The sequence below is a fragment of the Pseudoalteromonas sp. PAST1 genome, assembly GCF_021532515.1.
In the GTDB taxonomy this organism is placed as follows: Bacteria; Pseudomonadota; Gammaproteobacteria; order Enterobacterales; family Alteromonadaceae; genus Pseudoalteromonas; species Pseudoalteromonas simplex.
The window spans coordinates 114,402-135,435 of sequence record NZ_JAKGBH010000001.1 but is presented as its reverse complement, the minus strand read 5'-3'; the positions used below and the strand labels follow the sequence as shown (position 1 = coordinate 135,435).

The following is a 21,034-nucleotide window of genomic DNA, read 5'->3' as shown; positions in this document are numbered from 1 at the left end:
CTCATTATGGCTTATTGGCTTTTTAAAACCGAACCCGATGCATTTTCAATTGATGATCTAAAAAACGCACCTGAGCAAACCTCTATGTGGGATGGCGTGCGTAATTATCAAGCCCGCAACTTTCTGCGCGATGGTATCAAGCAAGGTGACTTGGTGATGATTTATCATTCAAGTTGCAAACAGGTGGGTGTTGCTGGTATTGCTACGATAACTCGCGAAGCTTATGCCGACCCAACACAGTTTGATTTAAATAGCGATTACTACGACGCCAAAGCAACCGCTGATAACCCGCGCTGGTTTGTGGTCGATGTGCAATATCAATCACACCTTAAAAAGCTAGTTAGCCTGCAAGCGATTAAAGCCAATGATGCAATCACCGAAATTGCCCTTAAAAAAGGCGGCCGATTGTCAGTAATGCCTGTCACCGAACATGACTGGCAACAAATCATCGCAATGAGCGAGGGCTAAGCGTATAAAGTAGCGGCCATTTTTAATGAGCTGCTATTTTTGCTATAATTTCGCCCCTTTATTTTAGAGGTACTAAGGGGGATGTATGAAATTACTGTATTGGTTAGAGGAATGGACCCGTCTTCCCCGCGATGAGCAACAAAGCCTTGTACCTATGACTGGCGGTGATTTGCTCGGCGATGTTTATGTAAAATACCATATCATTGATGCCAATAAGCCCCTGCTAATTACCTTCTCTCCTGCTGGAACAAATTATCAAGAACATGATATTAATGATGATTTTTCGCCTTGGGCTTATAAGCTCGCGAAAAAGCAAGATGTGAATATTATCGCCTTTCAACATTTAGGCATTAGCAACTGGTTTAGGCACCGCAATCTGTTGTTTTTCATTGAGCAGCTAGCACCACTGATTGGCGGATTCAAAGAGCGGTTAGGTTATGGTTTGAGCCGAGGAGGCTTTGCCGTTGGCGCCTTTGCCAATCTATTAAAGCTTGATAAAGTTTTACTCTTTCACCCTGTTAGCACAAAAAACAAAGAAAAAGCACCATGGGATGACCGTTCAAGCACTGACATCGCGCAAAAATTCGATTGGAACGGTGACTACCACGATTTAGATTTAGGCCATGCAAAGGGTTATATTATTTACGACCCAACTAATCGTATCGACCGAGCTCATGCTAAACGTTACCCACAACTCACCCACTTACGCGTGTTTGGTATGGGCCATAGTGTTCATGCAACATATTTAAATAAGTTTGGCTTTTATAAAGATGTTGCTGTTGATTTTATAAGCCACCAGCAAGTTGATATCGCCCAATTCCGCCAGCAAACCAAGACGCTGCGCTTTAAAGAAGACTATTATCGTCGTCTAAATAAGGCAAACAAGAGTTCGCCACATCGTTTAGCCTTACTAAGCACCGCGCATACAATTTTAGCTGAAGAAAAAGCCGAGCACATGCAAGAGCAAAAAGATGCGATTGATGTGCAACCGCTGATTGATGTTGCAATCAAACATCAAGATGAGCACCCAAACGATGCAATTAAGGTCTTAGAAGTAGCGCAGCAACTCTCACCGGATGATCCTGTGATAGACCATAAACTAAAACAGTTGAAGTGATACAGCAGCTGTAAGTTTAGAAGCATTAGCAGTAAGCGGCAAAAATCCAACTTATGATTCAAATAAGCTCTGTTAAAAAGCCTCTTTTTCGATAAGCTTAAAGCTTCCAGCTATCCCCTCCCATACCTATCATCAAATCGCTCGATGTCAGTTTCATCAAGTATCGCTCCGGTTTGTACTTCGATAACGATTAGTGGCGTGTATTGTTGATTAGCAAGGCTGTGTAGCTGCTTAGCCGCGATGTAACAAGATTGGTCGGCGGATAATTCAAATTCATCATCACCTACTCGCACGCTTGCCACTCCAGATACGACAACCCAATGTTCTGCACGGTGCTGATGGCGTTGAGTTGAAAGCTTTGCGCCGCTGTTTACGATTATTTTCTTTACTTTAAAGCCAGTGCTTTCAATTAAAGTTCGATAGTTGCCCCAAGGTCTGAATACGGCTTGATGGTGGGTTAGTTTATCGCTATCAACAACAGCAAGCTGTTTAAGTAAATCAGGGAGCTTATCGAGCGCACTTTTGTCTGCCACTAAGGTGGCATCATGAGTATGTATAATTGCTTGATTACTCACGCCGAGCGCCGCAATAGTGTGGTCAGCCTCGCTGATCAGTAGATTATTTTCGCTATCTAAACTCACCCCTTGTGAAGCTAAATAGTTGCCATGATGGTCTTTTACTGCGATTTTCGATAATGCAGAAAAGCTGCCAACATCGCTCCAATTTAAGTCAACAGGTATAACAGCAACGTTAGCGCTACGCTCCAAAATAGCATAATCAATAGAATCACTTGGGCATGCTGTGAGCGCACCCGCAACAGGCCGTTGAAACCCTAAATCTGCGGTGAAGCTAGCCGCTTTTGCGACACTGTCAGCAATCTTTGGCGCAAAACGATTAAGCTCACTCAAGTACACATCTGGCAAAAATAAAAACATGCCGCTATTCCAGCCATACTCACCACTGGCAAGGTATTTTTCGGCTAATTGCAGAGCTGGTTTTTCTTTGAACTCAGCCACCTTAAAACAGCCTTTATGAGCCAACTGTTCACCTTGGCGAATATAACCATAGCCGGTATGTGGCTCAGTCGGAGTAATGGCAAAGGTTACTAATTGTTGTTGCTGACAAAGCGATATCGCATTATCGAAGCAGGCAATAAGTTTATCAAAATCACTGATATGGTGATCAGCAGGCATGACTAGTAAGGGATCGGTTAGACCATTTTGCAATGCAAATTCAGCGGCTAGGGCAATCGCGGGGGCTGTATTTTTACCTTCAGGTTCAAGCAATAAAGTATAGCTATCTGTGATTTCTGCAATTTGCGCTTTAGCGATAAAGCGATGCTCTTCATTGCACACTAGAATTGGCGCATTAAATCGTGAGTCAGCCACTCGTAAAAGCGTGCTCTGTAACAGTGATTTTTCGCTAAGCAAAGGCAAAAACTGCTTAGGCATCGCTTTACGCGACAAAGGCCATAAACGAGAACCTATGCCACCAGCAAGAATAACGGGGGTGATTTTGCGACTCATGATTGCTTAAAGTAAATAATCCAACCATGAGTTTAACAAATTTTTGAGTATGCGGCTTCGAGCAATTACAGTAACTGAAATTGATCAGCATCTAAGTGAGCAGGAAACGCTCTTCGAAAGTCATCAAGCGGTGATTTTTCTAAGCGCTGAATAATGATACCCGATTGGCCATCTTCGAGCTTAGCCAAGGTGTCACCTTTAAAATCATAAACGGCAGTTCCACCACTGTGGGCAACATTATTACCATCAGCACCAATGCGATTGACACCCACGACATAACACAGGTTTTCCATTGCGCGTGCTTTTAGCAGGGTATCCCAGACATGGCGACGAGCTGCTGGCCAATTAGCTACGTTGATCATCACATCGTAGTCGTTGCAATTACGCTGAAATACAGGAAAGCGTAAGTCGTAACACACTTGCGGCAAAATGCGAAAATCATTGATAGCGAATATCTCGCGATGCTCGCCTGCTGCGACGAAATTGCCTTCGTTACCTAAACAGAATAAATGGCGTTTGTCGTAATACTTCACTTCGCCATTTGGCCAAACCCAATAAAAGCGATTAGCCTTTTTGTCGCCTTTTGCAACTAAAACAGAGCCTGCAACCACAGCATTTTTTTGCTTAGCTGTGGCTTTTAACCAGCTAAGTACCTCGCCTTGTTGTGGTTCGCTGCAATCTAGATTAATCGCAAAACCAGTGGCAAATGTTTCTGGCAAGACAATTAAATCAACTTGCTCGTTTAAACTGTTAAGCTGCTCAGTAAAGTGCGCAAGGTTAGCGCTTTTATCAAGCCAATGCAGTGATGACTGCACTAAAGCTAAGGTTAAAGTTGGCATAAAATCTCCGCGGCACATTTTAATGTGTCATCATTTTTAGCAAAACATAAACGAATCACTTTGTCGCTGCTTGCACTATTATAAAACACACTGAGTGGTACAGCTGCAACACCCGCTTGCTCAACCAACCATTGGCAAAACTCAACATCATCAAGATCAGACACATCACTGTAATCGAGTAGCAAAAAATAGGTGCCTTCACTTGGTAATATTTTAAAACGGCTTTGCGCTAGTGCTTCGCTGAGCAAGTCGCGTTTTTGTTGATAAAAACAACTTAGCTCATCAACATGCTCAGGCTCTAACTCAAGCATATCGGCTAATGCATGCTGGGCAGGCGTAAAACTTGAAAAGGTCACATATTGGTGAATTTTACGAAACTCCACCATCAGCTGAGCGGGTGCAACACAATAACCCATCTTCCAGCCGGTGCTGTGAAAGGTTTTACCAAAGCTTGAGATCACAAAACTGCGTGCAAATAACTCAGGGTCAGTCAGCGCACTTAAATGCAAAGCACCATCAAAGGTAATGTGCTCATACACTTCATCACTAATTACATATAAATCATGCTTAGTAACAAGCGCTTTAAGGGCATTTATATCTTCTGCTTTAAAAATTTTACCGCTTGGGTTATGTGGCGTGTTGATGATGATGACACGTGTTTTGTCTGTGATGACATCAGCTACGGCTTGCCAATCGATTTTGTAGTCTGGCGCATGTAAGGCAACGTGAACTGAGCGACCGCCTGCAAGTTCAATTGCCGGCTGGTAAGAGTCATAAGCGGGGTCAAACACCACCACTTCGTCACCCTCTTTGACAAGTGCTTGAATCGCTACAAATAATGCCTCTGTTGCCCCTGACGTAACAGTAACTTGTTGCTCGTAATTTATGTTGTTATGGTATTTTCTCGCTATCAGAGCTGCTATTTGCTGTTGTAGCTTTGCAACCCCACTTGAAGGCGCATATTGATTTGCTCCCTCAAGTACATAATGATTGAGCTGTTTTTTTAGTAATTCTGGTGCATCAAATTCAGGAAAACCCTGAGATAAATTAAGCGCTTGGTGCTTATTTGCTAGAGCGGTCATTTGACTAAAAATACTGGTGCCTAAATTCGGCAATTTACTTTCAAACACAGAGGTTCCTTAAAGATGGTTTTGCGCCCGAAGCGATGCTATCATTGCTTAAAACAGATGTATAGCCGTCTAAATAACTTTTAGAATGTCGAGGAATATATGCATAACAATACCGCTATTTCAGAACTAATTGAAGCTGGTAAATGGGTAAGCCAACGTGGCTGGGTCCCTGCTACTGGTGGTAACTTTTCAGCCCGCACTGCAAGCGGTTATGTCGTCACAGCAAGTGGTTTCGATAAAGGTCAACTCGGCACTCATGCATTTATTGAATTTGATCATGAAGGCAATCGTACTAAAGGCTCTGGCAATCCATCAGCTGAAACTGAGCTACATTTGAATATGTATAAGCTTATCCCATCAGCTAAATTTGTTTTGCACACTCATTCTGTTGCGGCAACCGTGTTATCTCGTGTGATCAAAGGCCACGCTATCAATTTGCATGGCTACGAAATGCAAAAATCTTTAAGCGGTATCAAATCGCACTTAGATACCTTAACTATTCCCATTTTTGATAATGACCAAGACATTGACCGTTTAAGCTTACTAGTCAGTGATCATCACCTTCACACCCCTATTGAGCATGCCGTATTAATTCGTGGCCATGGTTTATATGTCGTTGGTCGAGATATCAAAGAAGTACTTCGTCATTTAGAAGGATTAGAGTTTCTATTTAGCTGTGAGCTTGAGCGCTTAAAACTAGAAGGTATTCAAGCTGGAGTTCAGCCATGATCAAAGCAATTTTAACCGATATTGAAGGCACAATTACCCGCATTTCTTTTGTTAAAGACGTATTATTTCCTTATGCGGCAGGGCAATTACCTGAGTTTGTAAAGTCACATCAAAGTGACCCAGAAGTAGCAGCCCAAATTGAGGCTGTTAAGGCACATATAGAGCAACCAGAAGCCGATATCGACACGGTTATTAGTCATTTAATTCATTGGATTGAAACGGATCAAAAAATTACCCCACTTAAGCAGTTACAAGGGTTAATTTGGCAAACAGGCTACGAAAGTGGTGATTTTACTGGCCACCTTTACCCTGACGCTTATGACTTTTTACAAGCCCAAAAACATGCTGGTAAAAGTTTATATGTCTACTCATCAGGCTCAGTAAAAGCCCAGCACCTGATTTTTGAGTTTTCTGATTATGGTGATGTTAGACCTTTATTTAGTGATTACTTCGACACTAAAGTCGGTGCAAAACAACAGCAAAGCTCTTATGAGAATATTATCGCCGAGCTGCCATTTGACGCTGCCGAAGTATTGTTTTTAAGCGATGTGGTGGCAGAGCTTGATGCTGCCAAAGCTGCAGGACTTGGCACTTTACACCTTGTTCGCGATGGACAAGCAGTAAGCGACGCTCACCCATACATTAACGATTTCACAGCATTTAGTGCGGAGCTTTTAGCATGAGCCAATTAACTATTTTTAATGATAACAACGCAAACAACATACTGTTTCATAGTGAAGACTTAAGCGCGATTGCCAATGAACTAAATACCGTTGGCGTTCGCTTTGAGCAGTGGCAAGCAACAGCACAGATTGACCAAGAGACCAGTCATGACGCAATTTTAACTGCTTATGCTAAAGATATAGAGCGCTTAAAAGCTGAAGGGGGCTATCAAACAGTGGATGTTATTTCGCTTGCTAAGGGTAATCCGAATGCCAGCGAACTACGCGGTAAGTTCTTGTTTGAGCATACACATAGCGAAGATGAAGTTCGTTTTTTTGTGAAAGGCCAAGGCTTATTCTGCTTACACCTAGGCGATAAAGTGTATCAAGTGCTGTGTCAACAAGGCGACCTAATTTCAGTACCAGAACTCACACCACATTGGTTTGATATGGGCAGCGACCCTGAGTTCACAGCAATTCGCTTATTCAATAATACCGAAGGTTGGGTCGCTAAAAGCACTGAGTCAACTATTGCTACCAACTTCCCGCTGCTGGACTAACATGGAAAAGCTATTTTCTTACGGTACATTACAGTACCCGCAGGTTCAGCTTGATACCTTTGGGCGTTTGCTCGAAGGTCAACCTGCTACGCTAACTGGGTATGTCATTGGTGAAGTCGAGATCACCGACGAAGCCGTGCTTAAAAGTAGTGGTCAACGTTTTCACCCGGCGTTAATCAAAACAGGCAAACAAAGTGATATTGTTAATGGCACTATTTATTTAATCACTAAACGTGAGCTCAATCAGGCTGATGCTTACGAAGTAGATGATTATCAACGAATCGCAGAAACATTCCAATGTAACAACCAAGCTTGGCTATATGTTGCAAAAAACAGCCTTTAATTTACAAATATAAAACAAAAAGACCCAAATCAAGAACAAAAGCTGTTATTATCTTCCCTATCAAAATTAATATTTTTTAGTTAAAGGACTAAACATGGGGTCGGCATTTTCACCCTTACGCGATACCGTTATTTATGTGGGTGAGTGGCAATTTAACACTCAGCAGCAAACCATCAGCGATGGCACTCATAAGCGTGAACTAGAACCTTTATTGTTTAAATTGCTGTGTTTCTTTATTGAGCATAATGATCGCATTATCACTCGCCAAGAGCTGGTTGAGAATATTTGGCAACAAAGTTTTGTTGATGACAATGCTATTAACCGTGCCATCTCTGAACTAAGAAAAACTCTCAAATCAGAAAAGCAGCCCGGGCAAACTATTAAAACCCATTACCGCAAAGGTTATAGCCTATTTATTAAAGTTAAGCCTCTTGAGCCCACCCCCATTTCAGACCCACAAATAACAGAAGATAAAAACACAGAACATAAAGAAGCTGAAACTCCAGTTAATACAACTCCCCTTAACGTGCAAAAAGCGCATTCTTCACGCTGGCCATGGTCTTTTGCGGCCTTAGCGCTTGGTTTATTGATTGCGGCTATTTGGTTGTTCTTACAGCAACCTAAAGTAAATGATGAAGCACAAAACGAAGCGCCATTTTTAGACCTGCAAGCCGAAACGATTTCATGGCATAAGGGCACTCACTATCAATTATTGCTAAATCACGACAAAACGCAGCTTGCCTATGTGCTGCAAAATGACAATCAACATATTTATGTTGTCGACTTAACGACAAAAAAAGAGTACTCAATTACATCTGGCGCTGTCTTTTTACAGGGCTGGTCTGAAGATGGCGAGCGGCTATTTTATAGTTCATGTGAAAACAGTGACTTCAATGATTGTAGTGCTTGGCAAGCAAGCAATTTGCTATCAAATGAAGTATTACTAAAGCCAGTTACAAATCAATCTATATTAAATATCACACCAGATCAGTACATTGAAATTGGTAATACGGCAATTACAAGACGTAATAATTACCGTGGCTTAACTCACCTATCTGCTCTGTATGCGCAAGACTTAAAGACCGGTGAAGAAATTCGCATTACATCACCTAATATTACTGGCACTGGCGATTATATTTTAACAACACTTAAAAACCCCAACCGTGTTATTTTTGAACGCCACAATGTTGGCCAAGCAGAAATTTATATAGCGAATTTAGACGGTAGCTCACTCAAACTTTTAACCACCAACGAATACCGAGCTTGGGCTGCAACTTATGATAAACAAACTAACTCGCTTGTTTGGTATAACCGCGGTAAATTAACTATTGAATCATTTTCATTTGATACCATGAGTCGGGGACAAGCCATTAAAGCCCCAGTAAAACGAGCAAATTACGCTTACCCTCTTAATAAACAAAGTGTACTGATCAGCACTGATTTACACGACAGTGATGCGGCTATATTTGACATAAAATCAAAACAAATGAGCTATATTGCCACAGCTAATAAGCATGAGGATGATGTTGTCGCACTACCGAATAATGATGTCTACTTCGCTGATCTTGAATACTATAAACGACAGCACTGGCTCAGAAAAAACAACCAATATATAGATATAACCGACAAAATTGGTGAAGATACCACCATTATTTCTGCAAATAACGACAGCAGTCAGCTGGTGAGTTTTAATAAAAGCAATCAAAAGCTAAGCTTATTAAATGCCAATGACTTTTCAGAAGTTAAACACTGGACACTACCAGGAAACAGCAAACTAGCAGCAGTCAGAGGTAATAAAATTGCAGTAATCTTTACCGAGCTTAGTAACCAGCAAAACCAACTAATGATTTTGCACACCAACAGCGATCAGGTTGTCAAAAGCACCATCGACACCCCATTGGCAATTGCTTGGTATGATGATAATCAGCTAATCGTCCATTCTAAATACGGAAAATATTTGCTTTTAGATAGTGACAGCAATACTTATAGTGAGCTGATAACTCCTGACAAACTAATCGAGCTAAAGCCTTCAATTATCACTATGACAAGCAACCATCACAGCTTATATATTGCCACAAATAATGAAATTTATAGTATTGACTTGGCAAACATACAAGATGTTGATCTAGCAATGAAAATGCGGCCCTTACACTATATAACGCATATCAATGCGAGTAATGACAAGCTGGCGATTTCGTTACTAACCGCAAATAGTCAAAATAGCATTGAGCTCTACACTAAAAAAAGCGCAGAGTAATTTACGATTTTAACTGTTTTAGAATACCTTGCTCGATATCGGATTGGTTATAAACGCCGCTATCGAGCACCCAGCCTGTGACTAGGCTAGCCGGTGTAACATCAAATGCCGGGTTATGAACCTTCGCGTTAGTTGGTGCCCATATTGCTTCGCCAAAACTGCCACTAACACCGCGCACTTCATTAGGGCTGCGTTGCTCAATTTCGATATTCGCACCACACGCCGTTTGTGTATCAAGTGTCGTAAGTGGCGCAACGACATAAAATGGAATGTTATGAAAATGCGCTAACACAGCAAGGTTATATGTACCTACCTTATTAGCAAAGTCACCGTTTGCAGCAATACGGTCAGCACCAACAAAGATTTTATCAACTTTGCCCGCAGCCATTAAACTCGCCACCATGTTATCGCAAATCAAGGTATAAGGAATTTGCCAGCGCTCAAGCTCAAAAGCCGTTAAGCGGCCGCCTTGCAGTAACGGCCTCGTTTCATCAACCCAAACATGAATATCACCGTGGCGTTGCTGCGCTTTATGAATAACCCCTAATGCAGTACCGACACCCGCAGTCGCTAACGCACCGGTATTACAGTGCGTTAAAATGTTATCACCTTTATCAACCAAGGCAGCACCACGTTCTGCCATGCTATCGCAAAGGGCAATATCTTCTTTAAATAACTGCTCAGCAGTAGAGACAACAGCTGCAACATAATCACTCTCTACAAGCGCTACGCGTAACTTGGCCATGCAGTGCATAAGGTTAACGGCGGTTGGGCGTGTTGCTTCTAGTTCATCTATAGCAACCGCAAGTGCTGATTGACTCATGCCCTGCTCGGCTAGGTGTGCAACCAACAAGCTAGCACCTAAGCCGATTAAAGGCGCTCCCCGGATTTTCAAAGTCAGAATCAAATCTTTCATCGTTTCAACATCGTTACATACATGCCAATGCTGTTGATGTGGCAACAAATACTGATCAAGCACGGTTAGCGTACCTTGCTGATATTTAATACTGCTGGCGATGAGATCTTGCATAATGAATCCGAATAACTAATGAATAACTAATTTATGTGAATAGTTATTTTACATCAGTTTTGATAACTAACAAGCTAGATGTATGGACATCTAAACGGTTACAGGTATAGAATGCTCAAAGTTAATTGTATTACGAGATAGAGCCATGGCTAAATACACTGCCTTTAATGCAGAGCATGCTGTTGATTACATTAAAGAACTTGTTAAAAGTGAACTAATTTCAGTCTTCCCTGCTGATGCAACACTGACTGCATACGAGTTTGGAGATGGAAACTTAAACTTAGTTTTTCGGGTTGCTGATCAGCACAACAACAGTGTAATTCTAAAGCAAGCACTCCCTTATGCCCGCTGCGTAGGTGAGTCATGGCCATTATCGTTAGACCGCGCCAGAATCGAAGCCGAAGTATTGATTAATCATGGTAAGTTATGTCCAGAGCATACCGTGGCGATATTACATCACAATGTCGAGCTGGCATTAACCGTGTTAGAAGATTTAGGTGAGTTACAAATTTTACGTGGCGCACAAATCAACGCAGAGCAATTTCCCTTATTGGCCAGCCATGTTGCGCTCTACTTAAGCCGAACAGGCTTTTATAACTCAGACTTTTACTTATCTGCTGAAGATAAAAAAGCCAAAGTCAGTCAATTTATTAACCCTGATTTATGTAAGATCACAGAAGACTTATTTTTCACTGATCCGTACATTGAGCATGAGCGCAATAATTTCCCTGCAGAGCTTACTGAGCACGTCGAAAGTATTCGTAATAATGATGCTTTAAAACTAGCCGCAGCTAAATTAAAAGCGAAATTCTTATCGTGCCCGCAAACTTTATTGCATGGCGATATGCACAGTGGCAGCATTTTTGTTGATAGCAAAACCACTAAAATGATCGACCCAGAGTTCGGCTTTTTTGGCCCTGTTGGTTTCGATATCGGCTCATTTATGGGTAACTTGCTACTAAATTACTGTGCCCAAAACGCCCGTATTACAGAGCAAGCAAAACGCCGCCAGTATCAAACCCATTTATTAACTTGCTTACAAGACTGTTATAGCCAATTTGAACAACATTGGTTAAACCTAGCAAGCAGCGAAGCAACTGATATTAGCTTTGCAAACCGCGCCTTTAGCGAAGATTACTTACAACACGTATTGCGTGATGCGATTGGCTACTGTGGCGCTGAACTTATTCGCCGTACTATTGGTTTAGCCCATGTTGCAGATATAGACGGTATTGAAGATGCACAAGCTCGTTTAGCAGTACAACAGCAAACGCTCGTACTCGGCGAGCAACTGATGCTCAATGCCACAAGCTGTAACAATAAAGACGAGTTCTTTTCGTTGTTAATCAGTTTATTAAACTGATAGTCAAAAAGTAAAAAGGCGCTCAATGCGCCTTTTAATTATTCAACTCAACTAGATTATTTATTGTAGTGCTCATACATTTTATCGAGCGGCTCTGATAAACCATTTTCTTGTACCACTCGCACATGCTGGCGAGCTAACTCGCGGGCACTTGATACACCACATGAATGAGCAATCAGCCCTGCACCATAATGAATAAACTTATTATAATTGGCGACACGTTGTGCCTTATCGGTCACATCTAGGCCCCGCTGTAAGCGCTCATTATGAGTCGTAATACCGGTCGGGCAGGTATCTTTATTACATTGTAGAGCCTGAATACAACCTAGCGAAAACATATGACCACGCGCCGACACAATAAAATCAGCACCCAGCGCGAGTGCCCAAGCCACTTTTGACGGTACGATTAGCTTACCCGATGCAATCACTTTCACTCGTTCTCTGAGACCATGTTTTTTTAGCAAGTCAACAACCAAAGGCAGGCTCTCTCGTAGCGGTAAACCAACTGAATCCATTAAGGGTTGAGGGGCGGCGCCCGTTCCACCGTCGGCACTATCAATAGTGATAAAATCAGGGGCAGATTCAATACCACGGTTATTTATTTCACTAAACAAGGTTTCGAGCCAAGTGTATTCACCAATAACCGCTTTAAAACCGGTTGGTTTACCTGTGGTACTGCGTACCGTTTCAATCATATCGAGTAAATCTGCTGGGCATTTAATCTCTGGGTGACCATTTGGACTAATCGAGTCATGCCCTTCAGGAATACCCCGAATTTTTGCAATTTCAGCAGTCACTTTGCGCCCTGGTAACATACCCCCTTTACCGGGTTTAGCACCTTGACTCATTTTAATTTCGAACATTTTAACTTGTTCGTGCTCAGCAATCGCTTTGAGTTTTTCGGGGCTTAATTTACCGTGCTCATCTCGTACACCATATTTTGCCGTGCCAATCTGAAACACAATATCGGCGCCACCTTCAAGGTGGTAAGGGCTGAGCCCTCCTTCGCCGGTATTCATCCAACAGCCGGCTAATTTTGCCCCTCGCGATAATGCGCGAACAGCGGGCTTAGATAATGCGCCAAAGCTCATACCTGAAATATTAAATAACGAGTTTGTTGTATAAGGAGCTTGGCAATAAGGCCCTAACGTGACTTCGCTTGGATCAAGTGCATCTTCATCTAAAGTCGGAAACGCACAGTTCATAAACATCACAGTGCCCGTTGCTTCAAGGCTTTGGGTTGAACCAAAGGCCGTAGTACGGTCAACATTTTTCGCAGCACGATACACCCAGCTTCGCTCAGCTCGGTTAAATGGTAGTTCTTCCCTATCCATAGCAAAAAAGTATTGTCGGAAGAATTCACCTTGGCGCTCAAAGAAATAACGAAAGCGGCCAATCACCGGGTAGTTACGGCGAATCGCCTGTTTAGATTGCGTCACATCACTAATGTAAAAGCACACAATCACCAGCAAACCTATACCGAGTGCAAAAATAAACAAGCTGGCAAATACATCGATACTAAAAATTATAAAATCACTCATCCAAGGCCCCTTTGTGAAATGACATCCTTCAAAGCATATAAGGTGTTTATATTACGTGCAATAAGCACTTCATATATTTAAGGTTTCGTTGGTTCAAAGAATAAGTATTTACAAAATAGAAGTGATAAGAGCATTGAATTCAAAAAAATAGGTATGCCGAGGTTGACGGCACACCTAATCAATTAGCGTGTTGTATAGCCGCCGTTAGCAAAAATAGTTTGCCCAGTGATCCACCAACCATCAGTCGCTAAAAATTTAACGATCGGTACGATATCTTCAATTTGTGTTAATTGGTTTCCCATTGCTTGTGATTTGTGAAATGCCACACGCTCTGGCGTTTCTTCACCATAAAAGAAAGGCGTATCCATTGGACCAGGACCAATACCTGTAACCGAAATCCCACGACCAGAGAACTCTTTTGCAGCAGCTCGGGTAAAGTGCTCAACAGGTGCCTTACCGCCAGCATATGTTGAATACCCATCTGTAAATGCGGCGAGTAAAGAGGTGACTATTGTGATGATTTTGCCGTTGTTATTTAACTGCTTACCCGCTTCTTTTATAAAGAAATACGCTGTTTTTGAGTTAACATCAAACATCGAATCATAATCCGCTTCTGATGTTTCAACTATTGGCTTTCTTAGGACCTTGCCAACTGTATTTACAGCTATATCGACACCACCAAAAGTAGACTTAGCAAAATCAAAAAGCGCCGTTACATTATCAGCCTTAGACAAATCACCTTGAAACGTCACCACCTCACCTCCTGCCGCTAGAATCGCATCAACAGTCGCCTCAGCTTCCGCTTTCGAAGAGTCACTATGATAGTGTGCAACAATTTTTGCACCCTCTTTAGCAAACTCTTGGCTGATCAAGCCACCTAAATTTTTGCCACCGCCAGCAACAACCACCACTTTACCTTTAACATCAGGTTTTGACATTCCTATCTCCTTTAAGTAATTCATATCAAAGTCAGTAAGTAACCTAAAACGGATTAGGCGTACCTATTCTCAATTCATTACTTTATCCAATTGAATAAAGTGCGGGAATTAGGTGAATATGCAATTACTGATTGTCAAAAATGCAATTAACTAAATGCACGATGCTAAGTCACTGTTTATTCGAGTTGTAGAAGCTGGCAGCCTCAAAAATGCTGCGGCACAATTAGGGATCGAACCTTCCTCTATCAGCCGTAAAGTTGCTGCACTAGAGAAGCGCTTAGGGGTAAAATTACTTAATCGTTCAACTGTTCGTACTACTCCTACAGAACAAGGACAAACTTATTTTGAACGACTAAAAGATATCCTTGATGCTCAACAAGCATTAGACGAAGAAATCTCGAACAGTATTCATAAAGTAAGCGGCACTTTAAGAATAGGAGCCCCAGTCGACTTTGGATCGCAATTTGTCGTCCCAGTATGTAGGGCAATGCAAAAGCAATACCCTGACTTAAATTTTGAATTATTCCTTGGTAGTGATTTTGAGAACTTATTTAGCAATAAAATTGACGTTGCGGTGAGAATTGGTGAGTTAGCCAACTCGCAGCTTATTGCCAGAAAACTTGGAGAAATCCCCAGAGTTCTGGTTGCGAGTCAGCAGTATTTAGAGAAATTTGGTATACCATTGAATCCTATGGATCTTGAACAACACAATTTTATTTTTTATTCACAAAAACAAGCAAAAAGCGATATTGAATACCTTAATTTTACTCGTTTTCCACATGTTAAAATGCACAGTAACTTCACAGTTAATAGTGTGTCTGCGGTGAGAGACCTAGTCATTAATGGCGTAGGTATTCACCTTGGGCCTCTTTGGTTTTTCTCAGAGGCTATCCACAAAAAGCAGCTCATTCCTCTGCTAACAGATTATCAGTTAAAAAGTTACTCATCACATGCAGTGTATAAAAAGCAACCTTACACACCACAAAAAATTAAGGTGTTTATTGATAAAATGAAAGAAGCCGTTAGCACATTACACAACTCAAGTTTCAACTAATATTACTAGTTAATCGTACCGCATTGTCCAGCTAACAATCTTACCCTGCTCTACCACTAATAAAAAATTTGCTGGGCTGGAGTAACCATCATTGTTTTTATAAGTACCAGTGACAACGACTTGATTACCCGTCATTTTTAATACAGGTTCAATTACTTGGCCATGAACATTGATAATGTCTGATTCAAGCCAGCTTTTAAATCTATCACCACTATTCTTACGCTTATACCAACGTTCATATTCTTGGCTTGCATTGTCGGCAAAAACAGCTCGAATTTGTTCCTCATTATTATTTTTCATTGCATTAAGCAATACTGTAACAACCTCTTTGGGTGTAGGTTCCTCTTTTGCAAAAACTGAATTTTGAAAGCTGAATATACCCAAACCACCTCAAGATGCGAGTTTCAGTTGGAATTAAAAGCGATTTAGGCAAGGCATTGATTGCAAGTAATAGTGGTTCTATTGTTAAAATCAATAACGCAGTATAAATCGCTTTTAAACCAACCCTTCGGGCGCTTCACAGGCACTTACTCTCATCGTTGTTACTTCTTAAAAGGGACTGCCATTCTTGCAAAGTAACGCCTTGATATTAAGCACCTGTGAAACGCTGAATTCTGCATCTTGAGGTGGCTTGGGTATAAAAGCAATACACTTAAAAGTAAAAGGCGAGCTTTTGGAATAATGTCCATTTAATCTACTCCTAACAAATTTGATTAAAATAATATTACCCAAAGATAAATAACAAACGCGCTAGGAGAATTCGCATTTTATTAATTAAAAAAGGCGTGATGTAAATCACGCCTCTTCTTTTATACTGCTATACAGCTATGCTACTCGTTTTGCTAATTCAGCTTTAATGTAAAGTTGAATTTGCTCTTCAAGCACTGACATTGGCACTGAGCCATGACGTAATATTTGATGGTGGAATTCGCGAATATCAAAGTCTTGGCCAAGCGCTTGCTCAGCTTCGTGGCGTAGACGTTTAATAGTTAGCTCACCAATTTTGTATGACAACGCTTGTGCAGGCCATGAGATATAACGATCAGTTTCTGTCTTCACATTATGCAATGAAAGCGCGGTGTTTTCGCTCATAAACTTCATTGCACGCTCGCGGCTCCAGCCATACATATGCATACCTGTATCAACCACTAAACGTGCCGCTCGCCACATCTCATAAGTTAAACGACCAAAGTCACTGTATGGGTCTTGATAAAAGCCCGCTTCGATACCTAAAAACTCCGAATATAAGCCCCAACCTTCACCAAATGCCGACAAATATGCATTACGGCGATAACTTGGTAATGACTCAAGTTCAGCATTTAGCGAGATTTGTAAATGATGCCCAGGTACTGCTTCGTGTAAAGTTAATGCTTCAAGAACATACAACGGGCGCTTATCTAGCGCATAGGTATTAACCCAGTAATAACCTGCTTGGTCATCACGGCGAGAGCCTGAGTAACGACCCGTTGTATATTTAGGGGCAATACTCTCTGGCACTGGCGCAACACCGTACGGCATTCTTGGCAAGGTGTGGAATAACTTAGGTAACTGCGCATCCATTTTCTTGGCAATGTAAGACGCTTCTTTTAGCAAATCTTTTGGTGTTTTTGCGTAAAATTGCGGATCAGTACGTAAAAAGTGCACAAAATCAGCAAACGAGCCTTCAAAGCCTACTTTCTCGATAATTTTTTCCATTTCTGCGCGAATACGCGCGACTTCTTGTAAACCCAGCTCATGGATTTCTTTTGGCGTCATATCTGTGGTGGTGTAGTACTTAGCGCGATTTTCGTAAAACGCTTTGCCATTCGGCGTACTTGAAATACCAATATCTGTACGTGCACCCGGTTGATATTCATTGTTAAAGAAGGTTAAGTAACCTTGATATGCCGGAATAACTTGTTCTGTGATAATGGTTTGCGCTTGCTTTTGTAGCGCTGCAAACTCGCTATCACTTAGGCCTGCCGTATTATTTAAAAATGGTTTGTAGAATTCAGACTTAGTAGCATCATCAACAATATAAGCCGTGATTGAGTCTTGATAACCTTCTAAAACAGCCTTTGGCTGGGTTAGGCCCACTTCAAGCCCCTTTCGCATCCAGCCGATATTTTGCGAAAAATAGCGAGGAATTTGCTGTAGTTTAGCAAGATATAGCTGGTAATCTTGTGGTTTTGTGTAATCTGAGCTGGAGATCATAAATGACAAGCTAGAATGGAACCCATATTCAGATGTCAGCGGCATATAGTGCGCATTAAACACATATTCATCGACACTATTTTGCACTTGGCCGCGTAAAATAGTCAGGTTAATGCGATTTTCTTCCGATAACTTATCACGGTCGATAGCGTCTAGCTCGGCAAGTAACTCTGTATTCTTTTGGTATTTTTGTTCTAAAAATTCAGCCGATAGATTTTCTAATAAATAACCATCAACGCCATTATCTTTACCATACGGGCTGATGCTTTGGCGGTAATTAACAATATTTTCGGCTACTTGAGTAAATTGCTGATCAGCATCAATATTTGTTACTTGGCAAGCGCTTAAAGTACACGCTAAAGCAACCGCAATAACAGAACGATTTAAAGTTCGCGACAGTGTTTGTTTCATAGCATTCTTTTTAGTTTTAATCAGTATCGCTAAAGTAGCGCAGCACTGGCTAAAACCCAAACAAATGCGACCAAGCTCAGGTTAAATACGCTCAAATTAACAACGGTGTATAAATAAGAATGAGCAAGGTTTAAGCAATTTTTAATTACACTTGTTAAAGTTGTTGAGAAAATCAGCTAATAGACACAAACGAAACAAATTTAAGTTCCAAAGTAAGCGATTTTGCTTTTAAATAGGCTGATTACAGATTACTGTAGACTCAGTATTTATGCTTGGAAGCAGCTATACCTTACGGAAGAGATGATTAATTGGTTGATATGCGTATTTAGTGGTATTGAAAAATGATGTTCCATGATCCCATGGCTATTGCTCAAGAAAAAATGACAAAGGTATGTATCTTTTTAGAACATCATGCATTACCGCCGTCACCACTTAACTACCAAGTTGTTTACACCTACGTCAGCCAGTCTAACCCTAAACTTAACGCCGCTATTGACCGTGCCATCGCACAAAGAAAAACCATCGATTGTGTCTATGTAGAACAGCTTTATTTCGATTTTATAGAGCAAGGGCATAAAATGAAAACCGCCATTGTTCGCAACGTTGACTCAGTAATTAACACCCTTTCGCGAAATGCTAACAATAACGAGCAAAATATTGTGCGCTTTGCTGATCAAGTCACGGAATGTGTTCATTCAATTGATGAAAACAATATTGAGCAAACGCGTCATGCATTAAAAATGCTCAGTAAGCAATCTGAAGTCCTGCTCAATCAGCATCGTCAATTTAAGCAAGAAATAGCAAAAGCCAAATCACTACAAGAAAAAACCCAAAAACAGCTCACTCAATTACGCAAACAACACATCACCGACCAACAAACCGGCTTATACAAGCGCCATTACTTAAATCAACAAACTCAACTTTGGGTCGGCCAAAATAAAGCGGTTTGTGCTATCTCTATTCACATTGAGAACTTAAACCATTTTATTGAAAACTATGGTGATGTGATTGGTGAAGTAATTTTAAATAAAGTCGCCAAGCAGGTGCAAAAATACGTACAAGAAAGCGGCTTACCTGGGCGCACAAGTAAAGATGAATTTACCATCTTACTTGCTGATATTGAGCCTGAAACTGCCAACTTAATAGCCGAAAAAGTACGAAATGGTGTCGAAAAGCTGCGCTTTGTCAGCTCAAAAAATGGCACCAAACTCCCCGCTATTACCTTAGCCCTAGGTATCGCTAAACATGAAGGCGATGGCGACTTTAACAGCTTAGCCCGTAAAGCCTCTTTAGCAGCTGCGAAAGCCAAGTCGCTTGGGCAAAGTAGTTTTATTGCCGGCCAATAAAGTTTAAAACTGCGCTAAGTCATGAAAAGCCACGCTAATCTGATGATTTAGTTATAATCAAATTGCACCCCACAGCTACAATCAAGTACACTAGTCTTTATTGCCACGATAGAGATTAATCATGAACGAGAATCAAGAAAAGACCACGCATTTTGGCTATAAAACCGTTGCTGAAAACGACAAAGCATCAATGGTTGCAGATGTATTCCACTCAGTCGCTGCAAAGTATGACGTAATGAATGATCTGATGTCGTTCGGTATTCATCGTTTATGGAAACGCCAAACTATTGCAAGTTCAGGTGTTCGTAAAGGTCACTATGTATTAGACCTTGCAGGCGGTACAGGTGATTTAACCGCTAAATTTAGTCAGCTAGTGGGTGAAACGGGTCAGGTAATCTTAGGCGATATTAACTCTTCAATGCTGAAAGTTGGCCGTGAGAAACTTCGAAACCTTGGTCGTGTTGGCAATATCGAATATGTTCAAATGAATGCAGAAGCATTGCCATTTCCTGATAACAGCTTCGACTTAATTACGATTGCCTTTGGTCTTCGTAACGTGACCGATAAAGATAAAGCTCTACGCTCAATGTATCGTATTCTTAAGCCTGGCGGTCGTTTACTTGTGCTTGAGTTCTCAAAACCAGAGCAAGAAATACTGAGCAAAGCTTACGATTTCTACTCATTTAATATCTTACCTAAGATGGGTGAGCTGGTTGCGAATGACAGCGAGTCTTATCAATACCTTGCTGAGTCTATCCGTATGCATCCTGATCAAGAAACATTAAAAGGCATGATGGAAGATGCGGGTTTTGAACAAACCAGTTATCAAAACCTTACTGGCGGTATTGTTGCCCTTCACCGTGGTTTTAAATACTAAAAACTCTGTAAATTAAGTAGGTAACGCGATGTTAGCAAACGCTCTGTTATCACTCGTCGAACGAATCATTAATCAACTGCTGCAGTTAGACCCTCAGTTAAAGGGTAAGCTTGCAGCAATTGCTGATAAACAGCTGTTGATTGAGATACGTGATTGGCAACAGTCAATTTTGTGCGTTTACAGCGACGAGCAAATTCACTTATACAGTACGCAAGAACGTAGTTTTGACTGCATGATCAGCGCCGATATCAACACCTTATTGGCGCTTAAAGATCCATCAATGCTCACGCAACTCATTCGCCAAGACAAGCTCGACTTACAAGGCGATTTAAATCTTGCGCAAGGCTTTAGCAATGCGTTTGCTGAGCTTGATATTGATTGGCCAGAACATTTTTCTCGATACATTGGCGATGCCCCAGCACAACAGTTGTGGCTCTCTATTCAAGCTTTAAAACGTCGTAGTTCACAAACGAAAAGCAAGTTAGAAAATACCTTAACAACGCTTTGCCAAGATGAGTTAGCAGTGACCATACATCCTCTTGAACTTGCTGAATTTAAACAGCAAAATCGCCAATTAAAAAGCCAAGTATCTCAATTAGAGATGCGAATTAACGCGCTGTTACAGTCACGCTAATGCGCTAAGGAACTTG

General features: G+C 41.3%; 20 protein-coding genes. 12 read left to right on the top strand and 8 right to left on the bottom strand.

Annotation, left to right across the window (positions count from 1 at the left end):
• Window positions 1-6: 6 nt before the first annotated feature.
• A complete protein-coding gene (locus tag L1272_RS00565; RefSeq protein WP_235372563.1) occupies window positions 7-468 on the top strand; it encodes an EVE domain-containing protein in 462 nt (153 codons plus the stop codon).
• Between the two features lie 85 nt (window positions 469-553).
• Window positions 554-1,585 (top strand): cytosolic protein, encoded by a 1,032-nt coding sequence (locus tag L1272_RS00560; RefSeq protein WP_235372562.1) that lies wholly within the window; start codon window positions 554-556, stop codon window positions 1,583-1,585.
• Between the two features lie 110 nt (window positions 1,586-1,695).
• Here L1272_RS00560 and L1272_RS00555 read toward each other — a convergent pair whose 3' ends face one another.
• From L1272_RS00555 to L1272_RS00545, 3 genes are all read right to left on the bottom strand, one after another.
• A complete protein-coding gene (locus L1272_RS00555) occupies window positions 1,696-3,111 on the bottom strand; it encodes a mannose-1-phosphate guanylyltransferase/mannose-6-phosphate isomerase (protein WP_235372561.1) in 1,416 nt (471 codons plus the stop codon).
• Window positions 3,112-3,176: 65 nt separating this feature from the next.
• The gene (locus L1272_RS00550; RefSeq protein WP_235372560.1) at window positions 3,177-3,950 is read right to left on the bottom strand and encodes an amidohydrolase; all 774 of its coding nucleotides are present in this window, start codon (window positions 3,948-3,950) and stop codon (window positions 3,177-3,179) included.
• On the bottom strand, window positions 3,938-5,080 hold the full coding sequence (locus L1272_RS00545; RefSeq protein WP_328249572.1) for a methionine aminotransferase: 1,143 nt from the start codon (window positions 5,078-5,080) through the stop codon (window positions 3,938-3,940). The genes L1272_RS00550 and L1272_RS00545 overlap by 13 nt, the downstream gene beginning before the upstream one ends.
• Before the next feature lie 99 nt (window positions 5,081-5,179).
• Here L1272_RS00545 and L1272_RS00540 point away from each other — a divergent pair, with 99 nt between their 5' ends.
• The 5 genes from L1272_RS00540 to L1272_RS00520 all read left to right on the top strand — a co-directional run bounded on the left by L1272_RS00540 (window position 5,180) and on the right by L1272_RS00520 (window position 9,631).
• The gene (locus tag L1272_RS00540; RefSeq protein ID WP_166341190.1) at window positions 5,180-5,809 is read left to right on the top strand and encodes a methylthioribulose 1-phosphate dehydratase; all 630 of its coding nucleotides are present in this window, start codon (window positions 5,180-5,182) and stop codon (window positions 5,807-5,809) included.
• A complete protein-coding gene (gene mtnC / locus L1272_RS00535; RefSeq protein WP_235372559.1) occupies window positions 5,806-6,492 on the top strand; it encodes an acireductone synthase in 687 nt (228 codons plus the stop codon). Before L1272_RS00540 ends, mtnC begins: the two co-directional genes overlap by 4 nt.
• On the top strand, window positions 6,489-7,031 hold the full coding sequence (locus L1272_RS00530) for a 1,2-dihydroxy-3-keto-5-methylthiopentene dioxygenase (protein ID WP_138618490.1): 543 nt from the start codon (window positions 6,489-6,491) through the stop codon (window positions 7,029-7,031). Before mtnC ends, L1272_RS00530 begins: the two co-directional genes overlap by 4 nt.
• A gap of 1 nt (window position 7,032) precedes the next feature.
• Window positions 7,033-7,374 carry a gamma-glutamylcyclotransferase family protein gene (locus L1272_RS00525; RefSeq protein WP_054552356.1) on the top strand — a complete coding sequence of 114 codons (342 nt, stop codon included), beginning with the start codon at window positions 7,033-7,035 and terminating at the stop codon, window positions 7,372-7,374.
• 94 nt (window positions 7,375-7,468) lie between these two features.
• The gene (locus L1272_RS00520) at window positions 7,469-9,631 is read left to right on the top strand and encodes a winged helix-turn-helix domain-containing protein (RefSeq protein ID WP_138618492.1); all 2,163 of its coding nucleotides are present in this window, start codon (window positions 7,469-7,471) and stop codon (window positions 9,629-9,631) included.
• A gap of 1 nt (window position 9,632) precedes the next feature.
• Here L1272_RS00520 and mtnA read toward each other — a convergent pair whose 3' ends face one another.
• Complete coding sequence (gene mtnA / locus L1272_RS00515) at window positions 9,633-10,661, bottom strand: S-methyl-5-thioribose-1-phosphate isomerase (protein ID WP_235372558.1); 1,029 nt, start codon at window positions 10,659-10,661, stop codon at window positions 9,633-9,635.
• A gap of 145 nt (window positions 10,662-10,806) precedes the next feature.
• Here mtnA and mtnK point away from each other — a divergent pair, with 145 nt between their 5' ends.
• Window positions 10,807-12,024 carry an S-methyl-5-thioribose kinase gene (mtnK, locus tag L1272_RS00510; protein WP_235372557.1) on the top strand — a complete coding sequence of 406 codons (1,218 nt, stop codon included), beginning with the start codon at window positions 10,807-10,809 and terminating at the stop codon, window positions 12,022-12,024.
• 56 nt (window positions 12,025-12,080) lie between these two features.
• Here mtnK and L1272_RS00505 read toward each other — a convergent pair whose 3' ends face one another.
• Window positions 12,081-13,565 (bottom strand): FMN-binding glutamate synthase family protein, encoded by a 1,485-nt coding sequence (locus tag L1272_RS00505; protein ID WP_194442458.1) that lies wholly within the window; start codon window positions 13,563-13,565, stop codon window positions 12,081-12,083.
• Between the two features lie 182 nt (window positions 13,566-13,747).
• A complete protein-coding gene (locus L1272_RS00500) occupies window positions 13,748-14,503 on the bottom strand; it encodes an SDR family oxidoreductase (RefSeq protein ID WP_235372556.1) in 756 nt (251 codons plus the stop codon).
• A gap of 154 nt (window positions 14,504-14,657) precedes the next feature.
• Here L1272_RS00500 and L1272_RS00495 point away from each other — a divergent pair, with 154 nt between their 5' ends.
• Entirely contained in the window at window positions 14,658-15,557 is a 900-nt protein-coding gene (locus L1272_RS00495) for a LysR family transcriptional regulator (protein ID WP_138618500.1), read from the top strand.
• 9 nt (window positions 15,558-15,566) lie between these two features.
• Here L1272_RS00495 and L1272_RS00490 read toward each other — a convergent pair whose 3' ends face one another.
• Both L1272_RS00490 and L1272_RS00485 read right to left on the bottom strand, forming a co-directional pair.
• The gene (locus L1272_RS00490) at window positions 15,567-15,857 is read right to left on the bottom strand and encodes a hypothetical protein (RefSeq protein ID WP_235372555.1); all 291 of its coding nucleotides are present in this window, start codon (window positions 15,855-15,857) and stop codon (window positions 15,567-15,569) included.
• 525 nt (window positions 15,858-16,382) lie between these two features.
• A complete protein-coding gene (locus L1272_RS00485; RefSeq protein ID WP_235372554.1) occupies window positions 16,383-18,161 on the bottom strand; it encodes a DUF885 domain-containing protein in 1,779 nt (592 codons plus the stop codon).
• Between the two features lie 359 nt (window positions 18,162-18,520).
• Here L1272_RS00485 and L1272_RS00480 point away from each other — a divergent pair, with 359 nt between their 5' ends.
• The 3 genes from L1272_RS00480 to L1272_RS00470 all read left to right on the top strand — a co-directional run bounded on the left by L1272_RS00480 (window position 18,521) and on the right by L1272_RS00470 (window position 21,018).
• On the top strand, window positions 18,521-19,507 hold the full coding sequence (locus L1272_RS00480; RefSeq protein WP_054552347.1) for a GGDEF domain-containing protein: 987 nt from the start codon (window positions 18,521-18,523) through the stop codon (window positions 19,505-19,507).
• Between the two features lie 121 nt (window positions 19,508-19,628).
• Window positions 19,629-20,384 (top strand): bifunctional demethylmenaquinone methyltransferase/2-methoxy-6-polyprenyl-1,4-benzoquinol methylase UbiE, encoded by a 756-nt coding sequence (gene ubiE / locus L1272_RS00475; protein WP_054552346.1) that lies wholly within the window; start codon window positions 19,629-19,631, stop codon window positions 20,382-20,384.
• Window positions 20,385-20,412: 28 nt separating this feature from the next.
• Window positions 20,413-21,018: a ubiquinone biosynthesis accessory factor UbiJ gene (locus L1272_RS00470; protein WP_138618506.1), complete on the top strand. Its 606-nt coding sequence runs from the start codon at window positions 20,413-20,415 to the stop codon at window positions 21,016-21,018.
• The last annotated feature ends 16 nt before the right edge of the window (window positions 21,019-21,034 follow it).